Source organism: Brevibacterium sp. S22 (assembly GCF_004745485.1).
GTDB lineage: Bacteria > Actinomycetota > Actinomycetes > Actinomycetales > Brevibacteriaceae > Brevibacterium.
Genome location: NZ_RHFG01000007.1, coordinates 103,309 through 120,919, shown reverse-complemented (window position 1 = coordinate 120,919; position 17,611 = coordinate 103,309). Strand labels below are relative to the sequence as shown.

General features: G+C 64.9%; 15 protein-coding genes. 8 read left to right on the top strand and 7 right to left on the bottom strand.

Annotation, left to right across the window (positions count from 1 at the left end; translation table 11 throughout):
- Positions 1-148: 148 nt before the first annotated feature.
- Positions 149-871 carry a TetR/AcrR family transcriptional regulator gene (locus tag EB835_RS08705; protein ID WP_135809071.1) on the top strand — a complete coding sequence of 241 codons (723 nt, stop codon included), beginning with the start codon at positions 149-151 and terminating at the stop codon, positions 869-871.
- On the opposite strand, the gene EB835_RS08700 is transcribed toward EB835_RS08705, so the two are convergent.
- Both EB835_RS08700 and EB835_RS08695 read right to left on the bottom strand, forming a co-directional pair.
- Positions 849-4,445: a DEAD/DEAH box helicase gene (locus EB835_RS08700; protein ID WP_135809070.1), complete on the bottom strand. Its 3,597-nt coding sequence runs from the start codon at positions 4,443-4,445 to the stop codon at positions 849-851. The genes EB835_RS08705 and EB835_RS08700 overlap by 23 nt on opposite strands.
- A gap of 126 nt (positions 4,446-4,571) precedes the next feature.
- A complete protein-coding gene (locus tag EB835_RS08695; protein WP_135809069.1) occupies positions 4,572-5,207 on the bottom strand; it encodes an isochorismatase family protein in 636 nt (211 codons plus the stop codon).
- 208 nt (positions 5,208-5,415) lie between these two features.
- Between EB835_RS08695 and EB835_RS08690 the strand changes: the two genes are divergently transcribed.
- Positions 5,416-6,366 carry a GlxA family transcriptional regulator gene (locus EB835_RS08690; protein WP_135809068.1) on the top strand — a complete coding sequence of 317 codons (951 nt, stop codon included), beginning with the start codon at positions 5,416-5,418 and terminating at the stop codon, positions 6,364-6,366.
- Between the two features lie 28 nt (positions 6,367-6,394).
- On the opposite strand, the gene EB835_RS08685 is transcribed toward EB835_RS08690, so the two are convergent.
- Positions 6,395-7,255, bottom strand: coding sequence for an aldo/keto reductase (locus EB835_RS08685; RefSeq protein WP_135809067.1), 861 nt, complete (start codon positions 7,253-7,255; stop codon positions 6,395-6,397).
- On the opposite strand from EB835_RS08685, the gene EB835_RS08680 reads away from it, so the two are divergent.
- Positions 7,254-8,216, top strand: a complete 963-nt coding sequence (locus EB835_RS08680; RefSeq protein WP_135809066.1) for a hypothetical protein — start codon at positions 7,254-7,256, stop codon at positions 8,214-8,216. The two genes, EB835_RS08685 and EB835_RS08680, sit on opposite strands and share 2 nt — an antisense overlap.
- Here EB835_RS08680 and EB835_RS08675 read toward each other — a convergent pair.
- Both EB835_RS08675 and EB835_RS08670 read right to left on the bottom strand, forming a co-directional pair.
- Positions 8,179-9,123: an NAD(P)-dependent oxidoreductase gene (locus EB835_RS08675; RefSeq protein ID WP_135809065.1), complete on the bottom strand. Its 945-nt coding sequence runs from the start codon at positions 9,121-9,123 to the stop codon at positions 8,179-8,181. The genes EB835_RS08680 and EB835_RS08675 overlap by 38 nt on opposite strands.
- Positions 9,124-9,182: 59 nt before the next feature.
- The gene (locus tag EB835_RS08670; RefSeq protein WP_168216676.1) at positions 9,183-9,578 is read right to left on the bottom strand and encodes an MmcQ/YjbR family DNA-binding protein; all 396 of its coding nucleotides are present in this window, start codon (positions 9,576-9,578) and stop codon (positions 9,183-9,185) included.
- A gap of 208 nt (positions 9,579-9,786) precedes the next feature.
- On the opposite strand from EB835_RS08670, the gene EB835_RS08665 reads away from it, so the two are divergent.
- Positions 9,787-10,194, top strand: a complete 408-nt coding sequence (locus EB835_RS08665; protein ID WP_135809064.1) for an EVE domain-containing protein — start codon at positions 9,787-9,789, stop codon at positions 10,192-10,194.
- 16 nt (positions 10,195-10,210) lie between these two features.
- On the opposite strand, the gene EB835_RS08660 is transcribed toward EB835_RS08665, so the two are convergent.
- Both EB835_RS08660 and EB835_RS08655 read right to left on the bottom strand, forming a co-directional pair.
- Positions 10,211-11,611, bottom strand: a complete 1,401-nt coding sequence (locus EB835_RS08660) for an FAD-dependent oxidoreductase (RefSeq protein WP_135809063.1) — start codon at positions 11,609-11,611, stop codon at positions 10,211-10,213.
- A gap of 138 nt (positions 11,612-11,749) precedes the next feature.
- Positions 11,750-12,514, bottom strand: coding sequence for a GntR family transcriptional regulator (locus EB835_RS08655; RefSeq protein WP_135809062.1), 765 nt, complete (start codon positions 12,512-12,514; stop codon positions 11,750-11,752).
- A 187-nt stretch (positions 12,515-12,701) separates the two neighbouring features.
- On the opposite strand from EB835_RS08655, the gene EB835_RS08650 reads away from it, so the two are divergent.
- From EB835_RS08650 to phnE, 4 genes are all read left to right on the top strand, one after another.
- Positions 12,702-13,817 (top strand): TIGR03364 family FAD-dependent oxidoreductase, encoded by a 1,116-nt coding sequence (locus tag EB835_RS08650; protein WP_135809061.1) that lies wholly within the window; start codon positions 12,702-12,704, stop codon positions 13,815-13,817.
- Positions 13,818-13,986: 169 nt separating this feature from the next.
- Entirely contained in the window at positions 13,987-14,931 is a 945-nt protein-coding gene (locus tag EB835_RS08645) for a phosphate/phosphite/phosphonate ABC transporter substrate-binding protein (RefSeq protein ID WP_135809060.1), read from the top strand.
- A gap of 11 nt (positions 14,932-14,942) precedes the next feature.
- A complete protein-coding gene (gene phnC, locus EB835_RS08640) occupies positions 14,943-15,857 on the top strand; it encodes a phosphonate ABC transporter ATP-binding protein (protein WP_135809059.1) in 915 nt (304 codons plus the stop codon).
- Complete coding sequence (gene phnE / locus EB835_RS08635; RefSeq protein ID WP_135809058.1) at positions 15,854-17,530, top strand: phosphonate ABC transporter, permease protein PhnE; 1,677 nt, start codon at positions 15,854-15,856, stop codon at positions 17,528-17,530. The genes phnC and phnE overlap by 4 nt, the downstream gene beginning before the upstream one ends.
- Positions 17,531-17,611 lie beyond the last annotated feature (81 nt).

Below are 17,611 nucleotides of genomic sequence, written 5' to 3'. Positions count from 1 at the left end.
TCTCCTCTGCGCCTTCCGGCGCCTCTCACTTCTGCACCCTTCGGCGCATCGCACTGCCCACAATATGTGGAATGCACTTTCCACTTACGTATAGGCTAAGCAGAGGAACCATCGCTGCATTCCGAATCCGGCGGAAGTGAGAGAAGAAATGGCGGAGTCGACTCAGATCGAGGCGCAAGACCCTGATGGCTTCGCCCCTGCACATCCGAGGCTGCGTGCTGATGCCGCACAGAACCGGACTCGTATCGTCGCCGCGGCCAGGCAGCTCTTTGCGGACCGAGGACTCGACGCCCCCATGACAGCGATCGCCAGGCGTGCAGGGGTCGGGGCGGCCACCCTGTTCCGCCGGTTCCCCGATCGCAGGTCACTCATCGACGAGGTGTTCTCGACTCAGATCACGCATTGCGAATCGGTCCTCGACGATGCCGCAGCCGACCCGGATCCGTGGCACGGCTTCTGCACCTTCGTCGAAGAGCTCGGCCGGATGCAGGTCGAGGATCGTGGATTCACCGAGGCCTTCATCACGACGATCACCGAGGACTCGGGTGTGAACGAGAAGAGCAACCACGCGGAAGCGACCTTTGCGAAACTCGTCTGCCAGGCCCAGGAGGCCGGCAGACTGCGCCGCGACTTCGACCCCAGCGACCTGCTGCTCATCTTCTTCGCCAACAGCGGTGTCAGTGCGGCTCCGCCCGAGCACGCCCACGATCTCTCAAGGCGTCTCATCGCTTATCTGCTGCAGAGCTTCGACACGAAAGGGCACGGCAAACGGCAGCAGCTGCCCCGCCCGAGCCGGATGGCACTCAGGGATGTCTTTGAATCTGCCGGGGCGACAGATCGTCGGCCGCTCAACCCTCCAACAGGTCTCTGATGTCCGCGGCCGAGATCACCTCGCTGAACGCGCTGCCTTCGTCCATGAGCGCGGTGAACAGTTCGGCCTTCTTCGTCTGCAGCGCCAGCACCTTCTCTTCGATCGTATTCTCGGCCACGAGTCGGTAGACCATGACCTGTCGGGTCTGCCCGATGCGGTGCGTCCGGTCGACGGCCTGGGACTCCGCGGCCGGATTCCACCACGGGTCGAGCAGGAACACGTAGTCCGCCTCGGTGAGGGTGAGTCCGAACCCGCCGGCCTTGAGACTGATGAGGAACACGGGAGCGTCGCCCTCACGAAAGGCTTCGATGACCTTCGTCCGGTCCTTCGTGGACCCGTCGAGGTAGACATAGTCGATTCCGTTGTCCTCGAGTTCGGCCGCCACCGCACGCAGGTAGCTCGTGAACTGACTGAATACGAGAGCCCGGTGGCCCTCGTCGCGGACCTCGCGAAGATGGCTCATCAGCACACCGAGCTTGCTCGAGGCGATCCCCGAATCGGCATATTCGGCGACGATCCCCGGGTCGAGGGCGAGCATCCGCAGCAGGGTCAGCGACCGGAAGATCGCGAACCGGTTCTTTTCGAACTCGCCGAGGAGCCCGAGCACCTGTTTGCGTTCGCGCTGCAGCACGGTGTCATAGAGACGCCGGTGCCCTGGTTCGAGTTCGACCCCGAGCACCTGCTCCTGCTTCTCCGGCAGGTCGGCCGCAACGAGATCTTTGCTCCGGCGCAGCATGAATGGCCGCAGCCGCGACCGCAGCCGATCCATCCGAGCCGGGTCTTCGCCCGTTTCGATCGGGCGGACGTAGTCCTCCCGGAAGCGCTTGGCGTTCGGGAACAGCCCCGGTGAGGTGATCGCGATCAGCGACCACACGTCGTTGAGCGAGTTCTCCATCGGCGTACCCGTGATCGCCAACCGGAACGGAGCGTCGAGTCGCCTCGCCGCACGGTGCGTCTTCGCCTGATGGTTCTTCATGAACTGGGCTTCGTCGAAGATGACGCCCGCCCAGTCGAGACCGGCGAATTCGTCGATGTCGAGACGCATAACCGCATAGGAGGTGACGACGATATCGGCGCCTGCGACCGCCTCGGCGACGGGGCGCTTCCGCTTCTTCGCGGTCTCCCCGACCGCAGTCACGGTCAGGTGCGGAGTGAATTTCCGGGCCTCGAGCACCCAATTGGCCACCACCGAGGTGGGGGCGATGACGAGGAACGGAGCCTGCGTCTCGGCTGATTGCTCGGTCGCGTGGTCGGCCGTGCGCTCAGCCTCGCGCTCGTTTCGGTCGTGGTCGATGAGGGCGAGTGTCTGCAGGGTCTTGCCCAAGCCCATATCGTCGGCGAGGATCCCGCCGAGGTGGTGTTCCCGGAGGAATGCCAACCAACGGAAGCCCTCCACCTGGTAGGGCCGCAGCTGCGCGTTCACGGTGCCGGGCACGGCCACCTCGGCGATGGCATCGAGATTCCTCAGTCCGTCCATGAGTTCGGACCATCGGGGATCGTCGGCAACGTCGTCGGCGAGGTCCTCGAGTTCGTCGTACAGGGCGGTCTGGTAGCGGCTGATCTGCGGGTTCTCCGGTGAGAAGCCGTCGAGGGCATTCGCCTCGGCGAGGAGTTCGCGAAGTCGGTCGAAGACGGGGTTCTCGAGGGAGAAGAACGATCCGTCGTCGAGGATGAGGTGCGACTGCCCTTGGGCGAGTGCGGTGAAGAGGTCGACGAACGGGATCTCGTGGCCGTCGACCGTGACGTCGATGCCGAGGTCGAACCAGTCAGAGTCGTCGGTCGCCGAAGTGCGCACACTGACCTGCGGGGTTGCGTCGAGCTCGCGGAAGTCGGGGGCGTTGTCGCTGTCTGCGAAGGTGACCGCGACATCGTCGAGTTCTTGGATTCGAGGCAGCACACGGGTGCTGTACGTGGCGGCGTCGATGCCGGTCAGGGCGCGTGTTTCGGTGCGCGCCGCGTCGGGGTCGATGGCGCGCAGCCGGCGGAGCACGGCGTGTTCGAACTTCTGGTCGCGGCCGCGCTGCGGATCGATCAGTTCGCTGTGATGGGGCACGAGGGGGCAGGTCCGCTGGGGTGAGTAATAGGTCCATGACCAGGTCAGACCCATCGTCGGAGTGGAGGGGTTCTGTCTGCGATCTCGTTTGTCGCGGCCGGGCTTGTCGGGAGTCTCGTAACTGATGTGAAGGTTGAGGTGCGGGGACTTCTCGACGGGCAGGTCAACCGAACCGTCGCTGCTGATGACGCGGTCACCGGCGGTGCCTGTTCGGCTGTCGTCGGATCCGACGCTGTTACTCGTGTCGTCGGTGTCGGTGCTCTTCCGATTGCCGGTGCCCCTCGCTCTGCTGCCCCTACCAGCCGGTTTCCGCAGGGCCGGCAGGACGCGGTCGACGAAATCGTCGTGACCTTGTGCGGGGATCCTTGTCGCGTCGGGACCTTCCAGAAGACTGCGCTGTGCCTCGGTCATCGGCTCGGTCAGCGGCGCAAGCGTGACCGCGGCCTTCGACTTGCCCACCATGGTCAAGTGGTAGACGCCACCGAGTCCGATGGGCCGCACCTCGTGGGCCGGCACCGACTGGTCGTTGATGGCGACGTCGGTTCTCAGCACAAGGTCGTCGTCGCTGCGCGTGACATCGAAGTGGAATTCGGCCCGCTGAGCCAGCCTGATTGCAATCTGCTTGTCGGCGCTGATGAGAGGGATGTCGAGGTCAGCGGCCTGACTGAGCAGCTCCCATAGGAAGGGTGAGTCGAAGTCGTCGAGTCGGATCGTTGCCGACGACTGCGGATAGCCGGACCGGCCGAGGCCGTCGTCGAGGGTGACCAGTCGATAGAACCATTCGAATTGGTCGGCGTCGAAGCGTGAGGCATTGAGTCGGGAGGTGAACCAGTGCCATCCCGCCTGCCCCTTGATCCAGTTGTTCTTCGCGCCTGGAACAAGTGGCCGGATGTGCAGCTGCGGATCGGTTTCGTCGGGGATATCGACGGCTTTGAGCCGAGTCGGTCCCCGGTTGAAGTAGCTGCGCTGTGGGGCACGGTGGAGCTCGAAGCCGAGCGCCACTGTCTCCGTCTGCGGATTCGACCGACGCGAGACTTCGATGATGCGGTCGAGTCGCTGTCGCCACTCCGGCACCCTGGCCTGCCTGGCCGGTGATCGCCCGGCACCGATGATCGTTCCGAAGTCGGAAGGATCGACGCCCCAGACCTGGTCGGTTTCGTCTTCCCCGGGCACGCGGTCAAAGTCCGCTCCCATGATCGCGGAGGTCCGCTGTTCGAGCATCTGCTGGTTGTTGACGAGGAGCACGGCGATGCAGTGTTTGCAGTCGTAGCTGACTGGGCAGCTGCAGGCCGTGTCCACGATCTCGCCGGGCCCGCCATCGTCGAAGTCGGCGAAGGTGATCGTGGTTTCATAGAGACCGGCAGAACCGGCAACATCGGCGACGAGCTGCTGGTCGAATTCGTGCCAGACGATGCGCAGCACCTGGCCCTTCCGCGCATAGTCGCTGCCGCGCGCGAAGGTGCCGGGGTCATCGAGGCTCTTCAGCTCTTCCCTCGGCACGATTGTCATGGCTCGATCCATGCCACCAGTCTTCCATCTGCCCCTGACGTTGCCTTCATCCGCATCGGCCGGGAGGTTCGATCACATCGATCCGACCTCCCCGACCGAGCGGCCGCTCCGTATCGAGTTCAGGGGCCGGAACCAGACTCAGGCCCTGGCACGTTCGGCTCCGGCCATGGCGGAACTGCCGAGGTCGCTCTTCGGCAAGGTCTGTCCGGAGTCGACGGCCTCCGCCCAGGCGGCGGTGTCAGCGACGGCAGCGAAGTTCGAGTTGAGCAAGGCGAGCAGGGTGGTATGCACCGTCTTCGCATCGGCGAATCCCGCCTCGTTGGCAATGTTGATCGCTCCGGTGGCGTCGCCGAGGACCTCCGTGGCGAACCCGAGGCCTTCGGCTTCGACCGCTGAGGCGAGAATGCAGTTGTTCGTCATGAAACCGACCAAGGTCACGGTGTCGATTCCCTGTTCACGCAGCCACTCTGCCAGGTCGGTTCCTGCGTAGACCGAACCGTTCTCCTTGACCAGCGACTTCCAGGACTCGGTGCGCCGAGACTCCACCTCGGGGTGGAGTTCGAAGCCGGTCGAGTCAGGGTCGAAGACCGGTGCCCCGCTTCCCATGGTGTGCTGGACTGCGACGACCGGGATGTCAGCGGCGGTCGCGGCATCGATGGCCTGCGTGATGTTGGTCAGGGAATCCTGCGGGTTCGGGTACTGGATGACCAGCGGGCTGTCGGCGAAGTAGTCCTGCTGGATGTCGACGAGGACGAGAGCGCGGTTAGTGGTCATTTCGGGTCTCCTTCGGGTGTCTTGCCTGACTGTGTCTGGGGTCCGGACCGTGCCGGATGACTCCACTCTCGTCGAGCGTGCAGACCTTGACCATAGGCGCAATGACACCATTACGATGGATTCACGCCAACATTTGGTCGGCGCTCGATTGATCAGCACTCAGGTGATCGGCAGTCCATCACAGTGGCCGCCCGCCAGGAAGGACACCATGCGCATCGCGATCTTCGCCTTCGACGGCATCACGATGTTCCACCTCTCGGTTCCACAGATGGTCTTCGACGAGGTTACCCGCCTCGGCGCTGCAGACTGGTCGACCGTCGTCTTCTCCGCGGACGGGAATCCGATCCGCACCGCGGAGGGCTACGAGATCGCAGGGCTCGCCGGCACCGAGGCAGCTGATGGTGCCGATATCGTCGTCGTTCCGTCCTGGCATGAGGATGCTCGACCGGCGGAGCCGGACCTGCGCCGACTCCTGGTGACGGAGCATGAGCGGGGGTCGACCATCGTGGGGCTGTGCCTGGGGACGATCCCGGTCGCGGATGCGGGTCTGCTGACGAATCGGCAAGCCGTCACCCATTGGAAGGCCTTCGATCGGCTCGTCGAACGGCATCCCGATCTTCAGGTCGACGAAAGCGTGCTCTACATCGACGACGGAGACGTGCTCACCGCCGCGGGCACGGCCTCCGGACTCGACGCGTGCCTCCACTTGGTTCGGTCCCGCCTCGGCGCCGCCGTTGCGAATGAGGTTGCTCGCAGCCTTGTCATCGCCCCGCACCGGGACGGCGGTCAGGCGCAGTACATCCGGCGGCCGCTGCCGGCACAGACCGGGGACGACCCGATCTCACGGGTCCTCGATTGGGCACTCGACCACCTCGGCGAGCCTCTGACCATTGCCGATCTCGCCACTGCGGCGCACATGAGCACGCGCACCTTCGTTCGGGCGTTCCGTTCGGCCACGGGGACGACGCCCGCGGCCTGGGTGCGGTCGCGTCGGCTCGATGAGTCGCGCCGACTGCTCGAGACGACCGATCACTCGATCGAGCGGATCGCCGCGGAAACGGGGTTCGGCAGCGTCGTGACCTTCCGGCAGAGCTTCACCGAGGAGTTCCGCACGACACCGTCGACCTATCGCCGACGCTTCGACGCCCGGCAGGGGTAACGGCCCCGACTGATGCGAGGGAAGCGCCTCACATCTCTTCGTGCGTGAGCGGGTCCCGGTCCTTCATCCGACCGCGCTCGAGTCCAGAGATCGCGGCCACCTCGGCGGGGGTGAGGGAGAACTCGAAGACGTCGGCGTTGCGGCGCTGGCGTTCGAAGTCCGCCGACTTCGGGATCGGAATGGACCCGACCTCGATATGCCAGCGCAGGACCACCTGGGCGGGGGTGACATCGTGGGCGGCGGCCGCCTCGGCGATGGGGGTTTCGTCGAAGAGCCCCTGGTCACGGTAGAGCGGGGACCAGCTCTCGGTCTGCACACCGATGGAGCGGTGGAAGGCGATGAGATCGGCCTGTGGGAAGTACGGGTGGAGCTCGACCTGGTTGACGGCGGGGGTGACCCCGGTTGCGTCGATGAGCTCAGTGAGCATGGCCTCGGTGAAGTTCGAGACGCCGATGGACTTCACGAGCCCGCGCTCGCGCAGTTCGATGAGGCCGCGCCAGGTGTCGACGTACTTGCCGACGCTGGGATTGGGCCAGTGGATGAGGTGGAGGTCGAGGTAGTCGAGGCCGAGCCGGGTCAGGGATTCCTCGGTGCTCGCGATCGCTTCGTCGAAGCCGTGGTGGCGGCCGGGGATCTTCGAGGTGACGAAGAGGTCCTCGCGTGGGGCGCCGGTGTTGACGATGGCGTGACCGACCTCGCGCTCGTTCTCGTAGTTCACCGCGGTGTCGAGGAGGGTGTAGCCGTTGTCGATGCCCGACTCGATCGCGTCGATGCCCTCCTCGCCCTTCATCGCGTAGATGCCGAGCCCGAGCTGCGGGATCGCGCGCCCGTCGTTGAGGTCGAGGGTGGGGATGATGGCTGGGGTGGTGTAGTCAAAGGAGTTGGCCATGGTTCCACCCTATGTCCGCCGAGGCGGCGCTGGCCAGGGGTGTGATGTCGGCTTGGGTGGGGCGTTGGCTTGGGTGGCGATGGCGGGGGCGGCGATGGCGGGGACGGCGCCGAACGCTCGCGGGTTTCCACAACCTTTCTTGGGTTATTGTTGGCGTATGGAGACGAGAGTGCGGGCAGCCGCGCGATGGCCCCTTCGTTGTGTCCGGCGACTATCGCGCTGGCAGATCGCGTTTCTGCTGCCGTGCGTTGGCTTAGTGTTCGCTCTGCTTCTCCACCTCGTGCAGTGGGTGACCTCGTGGATCTCGACGTCGATGGCGCATGCACACGGTGCGGCCGATGCCTGCTCTGATCTGGTCAACGACTTCGGCGCCGATCTGGACTCGGTGGAACTCGTCGATCGCGCTCCATTCGGATATACCTGCCTGGCCGAGATCAACGACGGCAGCTCGACGATGATCGAATACTCCGGAGCCACCTCGGCGATGTTCGTCGTTTCGGCCGGGCTCGCGGCGTTGGGACTCGTTGCCTTCGTCGGTGTGCTGCTCGCGTTCACGGCGTCTCGGCTGATTCGCGGCTCGCGTTCACCACTGACCGAAGGGGCTGCAGGTCGCTGTGGCCTGGTGCTGATCACGGTCGGAGTCTTCGTGCTTCCGCTGATGCTGCTCGGCCAGTACCTGCAGTGGTACGGCGCGTCGAAGTCGGGCGGATCCGGGATCTGTCCGGATGTCATCGGCGGCGATGAAGTTCTCGGTTTCTCGGTCACCGCCGACTATCTGCCGCCGAGCCTGACCTGTTCAGGCGACACCGTCGCCGGTCAGGACTTCTCCGTGACGGAACACGGATTCCCCTTCTACGGTTTTCTTGCGGGGCTGGTTCTGGCGGCGGTGGGGCTGGTTATGCTCTTCGTTGTAAAACCGCTCCTCACACGACGACGCCGCGCGGTTCCCGCCCTTCAATGACATCGATGGCAGCCTGAGCTGCGGCGATGCCTGCGCGTTCACGCGCTTCGACGGTCTGACCGGCGAGGTGGGAGGTGATGACGACGGAGTCCATGGTGCGCAGCGGGTTGTCCTCGGTGATGGGTTCGCGTTCGAGGACGTCGAGTCCGGCACCGGCGATCTGCCCCGAGCGCAGGGCTGCGACCAGGGCGGATTCGTCGACGAGTGAACCGCGGGCGGTGTTGATGAGGACGGCCGTGTCCTTCATGACCGCCAGCACTTCGGCATCAATGATCGGGTCGCCCTTGCCGGCGCGGGAGTGGAGGGTGAGGTAGTCGGCAGTCGTCACTGTCGTGTCGAAGTCGGCGAAGTCGATCCCGGGTGCGGGGTTCTTGTCGGGGTGACCGGTGGAGACCTTCACGCGCATACCGAGGGCGGCGCCGAGTGCGGCGATCGCTCGGCCGCTGGGGCCATAGCCGATGACCCCGAGGGTCTTGCCTCGCAGTTCGGTCCCGGCCTCCCGCGGCCAGCCGCCGTCGGCGACTCCGTTCAGCACAGTCGCGAGGCGACGCGCACAGGCGAGCATGAAGGCGAGCGCCATCTCGGCGACGGCGTGATGGTTGACTTCAGGAGTGTTGCAGACTCGGATGCCGAGTTCGGCCGCAGCGTCGAGGTCGACGTTGTCGTAGCCGACTCCGGCGCGGGCGATGACCTTGAGGTCGGTGGCGGCGGTAAGCATCTCGCGGGTGATCGGCTCACTGGCCGCGATCGCTCCGATAGCTCCGGTGAAGAGGCTCTGTTTCTCGTCGTCTGTGCGTCCGCGTCCTGCCGGCGAGTAGACCGGTTCGAGGCCGTGCTCGCGCAGCATCGAATCGACGGTGTCGCCGGGGTGAAGGTAGTCGGTGGTGATGACGATGCGTGAGCTCATGCCATCGACACTACTGGTCAGCGGGTCGGTGTTGGGGTGAAGTTCCGCATCGTGGTGCCTCACTCCCCCTCGGGCAGGCGCCGGGCCAAGATCGCCGAGGCGGTGTTCCGATATGAATCGACGAGCAGTTCCCGCAGCTCTTCGTCACTCAGCTCTTCGACCTCGAGGCCGATCCAGCCTGAGGGACCGAGGTACATGGGAACGAAGGAATCCGGCTGCTCAAGGACCACCTCGGCGTCCATGGGATCGAGGAGGACGAGGACGGCGTGCGGGTGCTGTTCGATCTCACCGGTCACGTGCTTGGCTGCCCCTCCGTAGTAGGCGAAGACCTTCGTGGTGAAGAAGGCCGACCGACCATGGGAGATCTTCTCCTGCGCCTCGGGCAGGATGAGCGCTATTGTCCGGACCCGCTCGAGCACCGGATCGTCATCGTCGAACATCTGCGGATGCGCCATATTCCTACGATAGTTCCCGTCGCCGAGGTGGTCATCAGTTGGCGCTTCCGCCGCGGTCGGCGAGGGGCAGAGTCGTGTGGTTGCAGGCCTGGTCGGCCGGTTACGGGCAAAGTCGTCGGTGAGCCCGTCAGTGACGCTCTCTGAGTCAGTGCCGAGCGACATACTGAGTGTGTGGATGGTGAGTGTGTGGATGGAAGGAGATGATCGGATGAGCGCATGGTTGGCAGTAGTTGCGGCGGATCATGTCCGGCGCGGCCGTGACTTAGGCATCGTCCAGATCAATCATGGAAAGCGGGCACCGCTGGCCCGGATGGAGCCGGGAGACGTCGTCATCTATTACGCGCCCACGGAATCACGAGGAGACAAGGCGCCCCTGCGTGCTTTCGTCGCCTTCGCGATCGTCAGCGAGGGAGAGATCTGGCAGGCCGATGAGGGTGACTTCAAACCGTATCGACGGCAAGCTGACTACGCGTCGACTCGCGATGTTCCTCTCTCCGGGGTCAAGGATGACCTCAACCTGACGGCGCAGCCGAACTGGGGATATCAGCTGCGTCGCGGCATCGTTGCACTCGACGCCCACGACCTGGAGGTGCTGCGTACAGCGATGGGGGCCTAAGCACCGATGCCCTCCCTTACTTCAGGGCGCCGAGCACCTCGTTGAGCGCCTCGGTGGCGGAGGGGTGGGTGTAAATCGTGTCACGCAGTTCGGTGGCGGTGATGTCGTGGCGCATCGCTAGGGCCACGGTGTTGATGACCTCCTGCGAGTGCACGTGCACGAGTGCCGCGCCGAGGATGTGGTCGGTCTTCGCGTCGACGACGAACTTGACGATCCCGCGCGGGTCGCCTTCGATCTTCGCCCGCGGTGCGGCGGCGATATCCGCCATGAGCTTCGCGCCGACCTTGATCTCGTACCCTTCTTCGCGGGCGGCCTTCTCGGTCAGACCGACGCGGGCGACGGGCGGGGTGAGGAACATCGTGTACGGCACGGAACTGCGGTCCTTCGTCGACCGTTTGCCCTCGCCGAGGAGTTGGTCGGCAAGGATCCGGTTATCGTCGAGGGAGATGTAGGTGAACATCGGTCCGCCTTTGACGTCGCCGAATGCGAAGACGCTGTCGGCCGAGGTGCGCAGGTGGTCGTCGACGGTGATGAAGCCGCGCTCATCGGTGTCGATGCCGGCTTTCTCGAGGTTGAGGTCGGCGGTGGCGGGCTTGCGTCCGACGGCGAGGAGGACCGCGTCGGCGTCGATGGTCTTCTGCTCTCCTCCGACCTCGAAGCTGACGGTCGCCGATTCGGACCCGTCGCCGACTGCGGTCACGGAGGCATTGTTGATGATCGTGACTCCATCATCGGCGAGCGCCTGTGCGACTACCTCGGCGACGTCGTCATCCTCATTCGCCAGCGGACGCGGCCCGCGGTCGAGGACGGTGACTTTTGACCCGAAGTGGGCGAACATCGAGGCGAACTCAAGGCCGATGTAGCCGCCGCCGACGATGACGAGGCGGCCGGGGAACGGGTCGACGTGCTGCAGTGACTCGGAGTCGTGGATGCGGCCGCCGAGTTCGGCACCGTCGATGGGCGGGATATTCGCGACCGATCCGGTGTTGACGACGACGGTGTCGGCGGTGATGGTCATGGTGTCGGCACCGCCGGTGACGCGGACTTCGCGTTCGCCGGTGAATTCTGCTCGGCCGCTCACGAGCAGAACCGAGTCGAGCTCGGCGAGCATCGAGTAGTTCTTCTTCCGCATCGTGCCGGTGAGGGTGTCGCGGCGATTGACGGCTTTGGCGAAGTATTCGTCGGTGTCATCAGCGGCGCGCTTGTTCTCAGCGTCGTGGACGAGGATCTTCGTGGGGATGCAGGCGATGTTGATGCACGAGCCGCCGATCATCATCTCCGACTCCTCGACGACGGCGACCTTCTCACCTGCCCGGGCCATGGTGCCGGCGAGCGTCTTGCCGCCCTTGCCCCAGCCGATGACGAGGAGGTCGACGTGCTCGGTGTGGTCTGTTGAAGTGGTCTGCTGATCGGTCATGCTCGGGTCCTCTCACCTCGGTGTTCGTCACTCTACTCCCGAACACTCACCCCCACCCTCGCCCCTCCCTTGCTACCCGACGGGGGCTCAGCAACCTGGCGCCAGGTTGCTGAGCCGCCGTCGGGTAGCAAATTGGGGTCAGGTGCCGGAGATGAGGGACATCGAACTCGGGTTTCCGCGGGTGGAGTTCATTGTGAAGCTCGCCTTCCAGGGCAGATACCGGTCGTCAGAGGATTCGATGACGTCGCCGGTCGTGGTGAAGGCACGCCTGCGCACGCGCAGCAGCGGGGTTCCCACGGGCACCTCGAGGAGCCTGGCATCGTCATCGTTCGCACCGACCGCATCGATGGTCCGCGATGCTCTATTGATATCGACGCCCTGTTCGATGAGTTCCTGATAGATCGACCCGGAGTCGGTGTCAAAGGCCAGCACGTGACGACCGAACTCCAAGGGATAGTTCAATCGCTCGACCATGGCGGGCACATCGTCCATGAGCCGCAGCCGGAACACCGAGACGATCGGATCGCCGTCGGAGATCCGCAGGCTCGCCGCGAGCGACTTCTCGGCGGGCTCCCGCGCCACCCTCTGCGTGATCTGACCGGGGACGATGTCAGAGGCGTGACACCACTGGGAGAAGGAGATGACGTCGTCGAAGGACTGCGTGAGGACGTTGTCGAGCACGACCGTGCGACGCCCCCGCCCGGAGGAGATCAGCCCTTCCCCGCGCAAGGCGGACATCGCCTGCCGCACCGGTCCGCGTGAGCTGGAGAACTTCCGCGTCAGTTCGGCCTCAGAAGGCAGCTCGTCGCCGGGCTGGAACGAGCCTTCACGGATCGCCGTGCGCAGATAGCGTGCGATCTCGTCGTGCTGCTGACGAGTACGCTGCCTCGGTCCGGTGGTCATGACCTGACTTCTCCTTCGACGGTGCTCATTCGGTGGCACAGATGTCAGCGATCCCTGGTCGTGAAAATGCCTCCTCAGTGAACTCGGTGTGGCTCACTGGGGTCGCAATGTCACATCCGAGTGAACAGACATCAAACTTGTACATACATATCCTCAGCTTAACTGACAACCGCACGAATATGAGGGAATGCCGACAACAGATCTCATCATCACCGGCTCAGGCATCCTCGGCCTCGCCACCGCATTCCTCGCCCACCGACAGGGGCGCAGCGTCCACATCATCGACCGCTCCGACCGCCCGGTGGGATCATCGATCCAGAACTTCGGCCACGCGTGCTTCACCGGCCAGTCCGATTCCGCACAGCCGATCGCCGCAAGGGCACGCGAAGGCTGGCTCGACGCCGCAGCCGCCACGGGACTCTGGGCCGCCGAGACCGGGACCTTCGTCCCGGCGACGACAGAGGCCGAGCTCACCGTCCTCGAACAGTTCGCCGCGCATCGCGGCCCTGAACAGGTGCAGCTGCTCGAACCCGCACAGATCGCCGAGGCGATCGGCAACCCCGGCCTCGCGACAGTCGGCGGCGCCCATCTGCCGCTGGATATGCGCGTCGACCCCCGACAGGCGGCCCCACGAATCGCCGCATGGCTGGCCGAACACGGCGTGGAGTTCACCTGGAACACCCAGGTCACCGAGGTGGCCGACGGTACGGTGTCGACGACACGCGGCGACTTCCACGCCGACGAGGTCGTCGTCTGCCCCGGCTATCAGCTGACCAGCCTCTTCCCCGAGATCGCCGAGGCCCATGAGATCCGGATCTGCTCGCTCGTGATGTCGCTCATCGAAGCCCCGCAGGACTTCCCGACGGGCTTTGCGATGCTCACCGGCACGTCGCTCGCCCGCTACGACGGGTTTGCGGCGATGCCTGGCGCCGAGGCGCTGCGGCGCGATCTGGACGAGCGGGAGCCGGAGTTGCGCGGGTGCATTGCGAACCTCATGGTCACCGATATCCCACAGGGCCTGCTCATCGGAGATTCGCACACCTACGACCTCAGCCCGGAACCGTTCGTCGATGAGAGGATCGGCGGACTGCTGCTCGATCGCGCCACCTCGATGCTCGGCATCGATCAGCCCACGGTTCTGCAGCGGTGGCTGGGCATGTACGCCGACAGCCCGACGACGAACCTCGTCCTCGAACGCCCCGACGAGCGCACGACCGTCGCCGTCGTCGCCTCGGGGATCGGCATGACCCTGTCGTTCGGCATCGCCGACCTCATCCTCTCTCACGCAACAGCCGATATCTGAGGCGACACCCGCTGCGTCCCGATCGCAATCGAATCAAGCATGAAGTTGTCATGTCTAGTCAGTGAACTACCCATACTTGTATAGATATTTGCCATTGGACTCGGCAGGATGAATGCGAACGATCACCTCGATCCCTCACTCATCCTGATCACCGAAAGGCCGCTTCGCCATGACCACGACCTCTCTCTTCCACTCCAAAGCGGTCAGAACACTAACCGCCGGCCTCCTGGCTCTGCCTCTGCTCGCCGCCTGTGGCAGCTCCGAGGGCTCCGGTGACGACACAATCACTTTCGCCGCCGTCCCTGCCGAATCGTCTTCGACGCTTGAGTCCTCCTTCGAGAACGTCACGAAGCTGCTCGAAGAAGAGACCGGCAAGACCGTCGAATTCCAGAATGCCTCGGACTATGCCGCTGTCATCGAAGGCATGCGCGCCGGCCAGATCGACGCCGCCTCCTTCGGCCCCTTCGCTTACGTCATCGCCAAGGATTCGGGCATCAACATCGAGCCCGCCGCGGCCCCGACGAACGACGAAGCCAATGATCCCGCCTATACGTCGCTGGCCTATGTGAAGAAGGGCTCTGACATCAAGGACATGAAGGACCTCAAAGGCAAGAAGGTCTGCTTCGTCGATGCCGCCTCGACCTCCGGCTACCTCGTGCCGATGAAAGGACTCCAGGACGAGGGCATCGACATGGACAAGGACCTCGAACCGGTGATGTCCGGCGGTCACGACGCTTCGCTGCTGTCGCTGAACTCCGGTGACTGCGATGTCGCCTTCGCCCACGACGCCATGCTCACCACTCTTGAGAAGTCCGGCCAGGTCGAGACTGGCAGCCTCGAACCCGTCTGGGAATCCGACCCGATCACCGAAGATCCGATCGCGGTGAACAACGACTCCCTCGACGCCGACACGGCCACGAAGATCACGACCATCCTGCGGGACAAGGCCAACGTGCCGGCCATGGTCGACGCCGGCATCTGCAGCTCTGAAGAGGACTGCGTCCTGCCTGAGGAGATCACTTACGGCTACAAGGAAGTCTCCGATGCCGACTTCGATGCGATCCGCGACATCTGCGACGCGACCAAGGCCGACGCCTGTAAGAACATCGGCTGAGAAGGATGACCATGACTGACTCACACTCCGCATCCCGCCCGACCACACCGGAGCTCCAAAGGGAGATCGACCGCATCTACGCCGTCCAGCTCGACCACGTCACGAAGGACTTCGGCGGCGGAGTGCTCGGCCTCGACGACGTCAATCTCGGTTTTCGGACCGGCAGGATCAGCGTCCTCCTCGGGCTCTCCGGCTCAGGTAAGTCCACCCTGCTGCGTCACATCAACGGCCTGCACACCCCCGCCTCGGGGCGGGTTCGCGTCCTCGGTCAGGACATGGACAAGCTGCGTCGATCAGAGCTGAAGTCCGTACGACGCGACATCGGCGTCATCTTCCAGTCCTTCAACCTCGTCGGCCCGATGTCCGTGCTCGAGAACGTCTGCGCCGGAGCCCTCGGATCACTGCGCGGACCGCGCATCACCCTGATGATGTACCCGAAGGCCGTCCGTCGGGGAGCGCTGGAGAAACTCGACCGGGTCGGCCTGGCCGACCGAGCCTACCAACGCGCCGACACGCTCTCCGGTGGTCAGCAGCAGCGCGTGGCCATCGCCCGCGCACTCATGCAGCAGCCGAAGGTGCTGCTCGCCGATGAACCTGTCGCCTCCCTGGACCCGGTCTCCGCGCACGATGTCATCGACCTGCTGCGGCAGATCTCCGCCGAGGATGACCTCACCGTCATCGCCTCCCTCCACCAGGTGGAGCTGGCCATCGATTTCGCCGACCGCATCATTGGTCTGCGCACCGGCCAGGTCGTCCTCGACCGGGCGACTGCCGGGCTCAGCGCCGAGGAGACCTCCCAGATCTACTCGAGCGTATCCGGAACGGACATCGCCGAGGTGGGAAGCAGCGACGATGCGAATATCGCCCGAGCGCAGATGCCGAAGACCGGCACCGAGGCGGCCGCCCGGGTGGGAGCGTACCGATGAGTCTCGTTGCCGACCGTGCAGCTCCCGCCGTCGTCGCACCGCAGCGTCCCCGTCCCTCGGGGAACTCAACTCTCGCCGCCATCGTGCTCATCTGTCTCGCCGCCGGTGCCTGGTCGGTGTGGTCGCTGGGCATCGACCTGGCCACGATCGCCTCGTCGTTCGATAACGCCGTGGGGTTCTTCTCCCGCATCGTCCCGCTCGACTTCCCGGAGTTCGGTCAGACCGTCTCTCTGGTCGTCGAGACCCTGGCGATCGTGTTCCTGGCGACGCTGCTCTCCGTCGTCCTCTCGATTCCGGTGGCCCTCTTCGCCGCTCGTCCGACCCGGATGGGTCGCGGTTCGCAGTGGACTGCGCGCACGCTCATCGTGTTTGCCCGCGCGATTCCCGACCTCGTGCTCGCCATCGTGTTCCTGCGGATGTTCGGCCTCGGCGCCACAGCAGGCATCATCGCCATGGGCATCCATTCGGTGGGCATGATCGGAAAGCTCTACGCCGATGCCATCGAAGAGCTCGACGACGGACCCCGCGAATCGATCGAGGCCCTCGGCGGCAGCCGCTCTCAGCAGATCCTCACCGCGATCCCGCAGACGCTCATGCCGCAGCTCATCGCCACGGCTCTGCACCGCTTCGACATCAACCTGCGCACCTCGGTGCTGCTGGGCTATGTCGGTGTCGGCGGAATCGGTCTGGCCATCGCGGATTCCCTGCGCACGCTGGACTACCAGCGCGGGATGGCGCTGGCGGTCATCGTGCTCATCCTGTGCATCGTCATCGAACTCGTCTCCGGATCCATCCGGGCCGCACTCATGGCCTCGACCGGTGCCAAGATCAACGGCGGCACCTGGGTCGACCGGATGTTCAACCGGGGTCGGACCCCGGGTGTCGGGGATCTGATCCTCACCCCGCCGTGGAGCGTGGCACGGTTCCGTCGTTTCGCCTCGGCGGCGGTGCTCATCGTCCTCACGATCGCCGCCCTGTGGCGGGTGGACGTGTCATGGTCGGCCCTGGTCGCCGGACTGGCCGACCTGCCGCAGACCGTGAGCCTGTTCTTCCCGCCATCGACCGGCGGGACGCTTGGCAACCTCGTCGAGCAGCTGCTCGTCACCATCCAGATCTCGCTGGCGGCGACGTTCATCGGGGCGATCCTCGCGGTGCCCATCGGCGTCCTCGCCGCCCGCAATGTCGTGGCGAACCGGGCGGTGCACAAGTCGTTCCGGGTCCTCATCGTCGTCGTCCGCGGCATCCCCGAGCTCATCCTTGCGATCATCTTCGTCGTCATCTCCGGACTCGGCGAGGTGGCCGGCACCCTGGCCCTGGCCATCGGTGCGATCGGCCTGCTCTCGAAGCTCATCGCCGACTCCGTCGAGGAGACGGACCTCCAGGTTCAGGAAGCGATGCGGACCACCGGGGCCGGCGAGGCGCAGGTGTTCTTCTCAGCGACCCTGCGGCAGGCGGCACCGGCCTTCGTCGCCCACATCATGTACTTGCTCGACACGAACATCCGCTCGGCCACGCTGCTGGGAGTCGTCGGCGCCGGAGGCATCGGATTCCTCCTGCTCAACGCCTCACGGGTCAACCAGTTCGACGTCCTGACGATGGTGCTCATCCTCATGGTCGCCGTCGTCCTACTCGTCGAGGCACTGTCCATGTGGCTGCGCCGGGCAGTGCGCTGACCAGGCAGCCTGGACCGATTGATCACGTCCGCTCCCCTGGTCAGCGGGCTGAACCGCCCTGACCGCACAAGCGGGCACAAT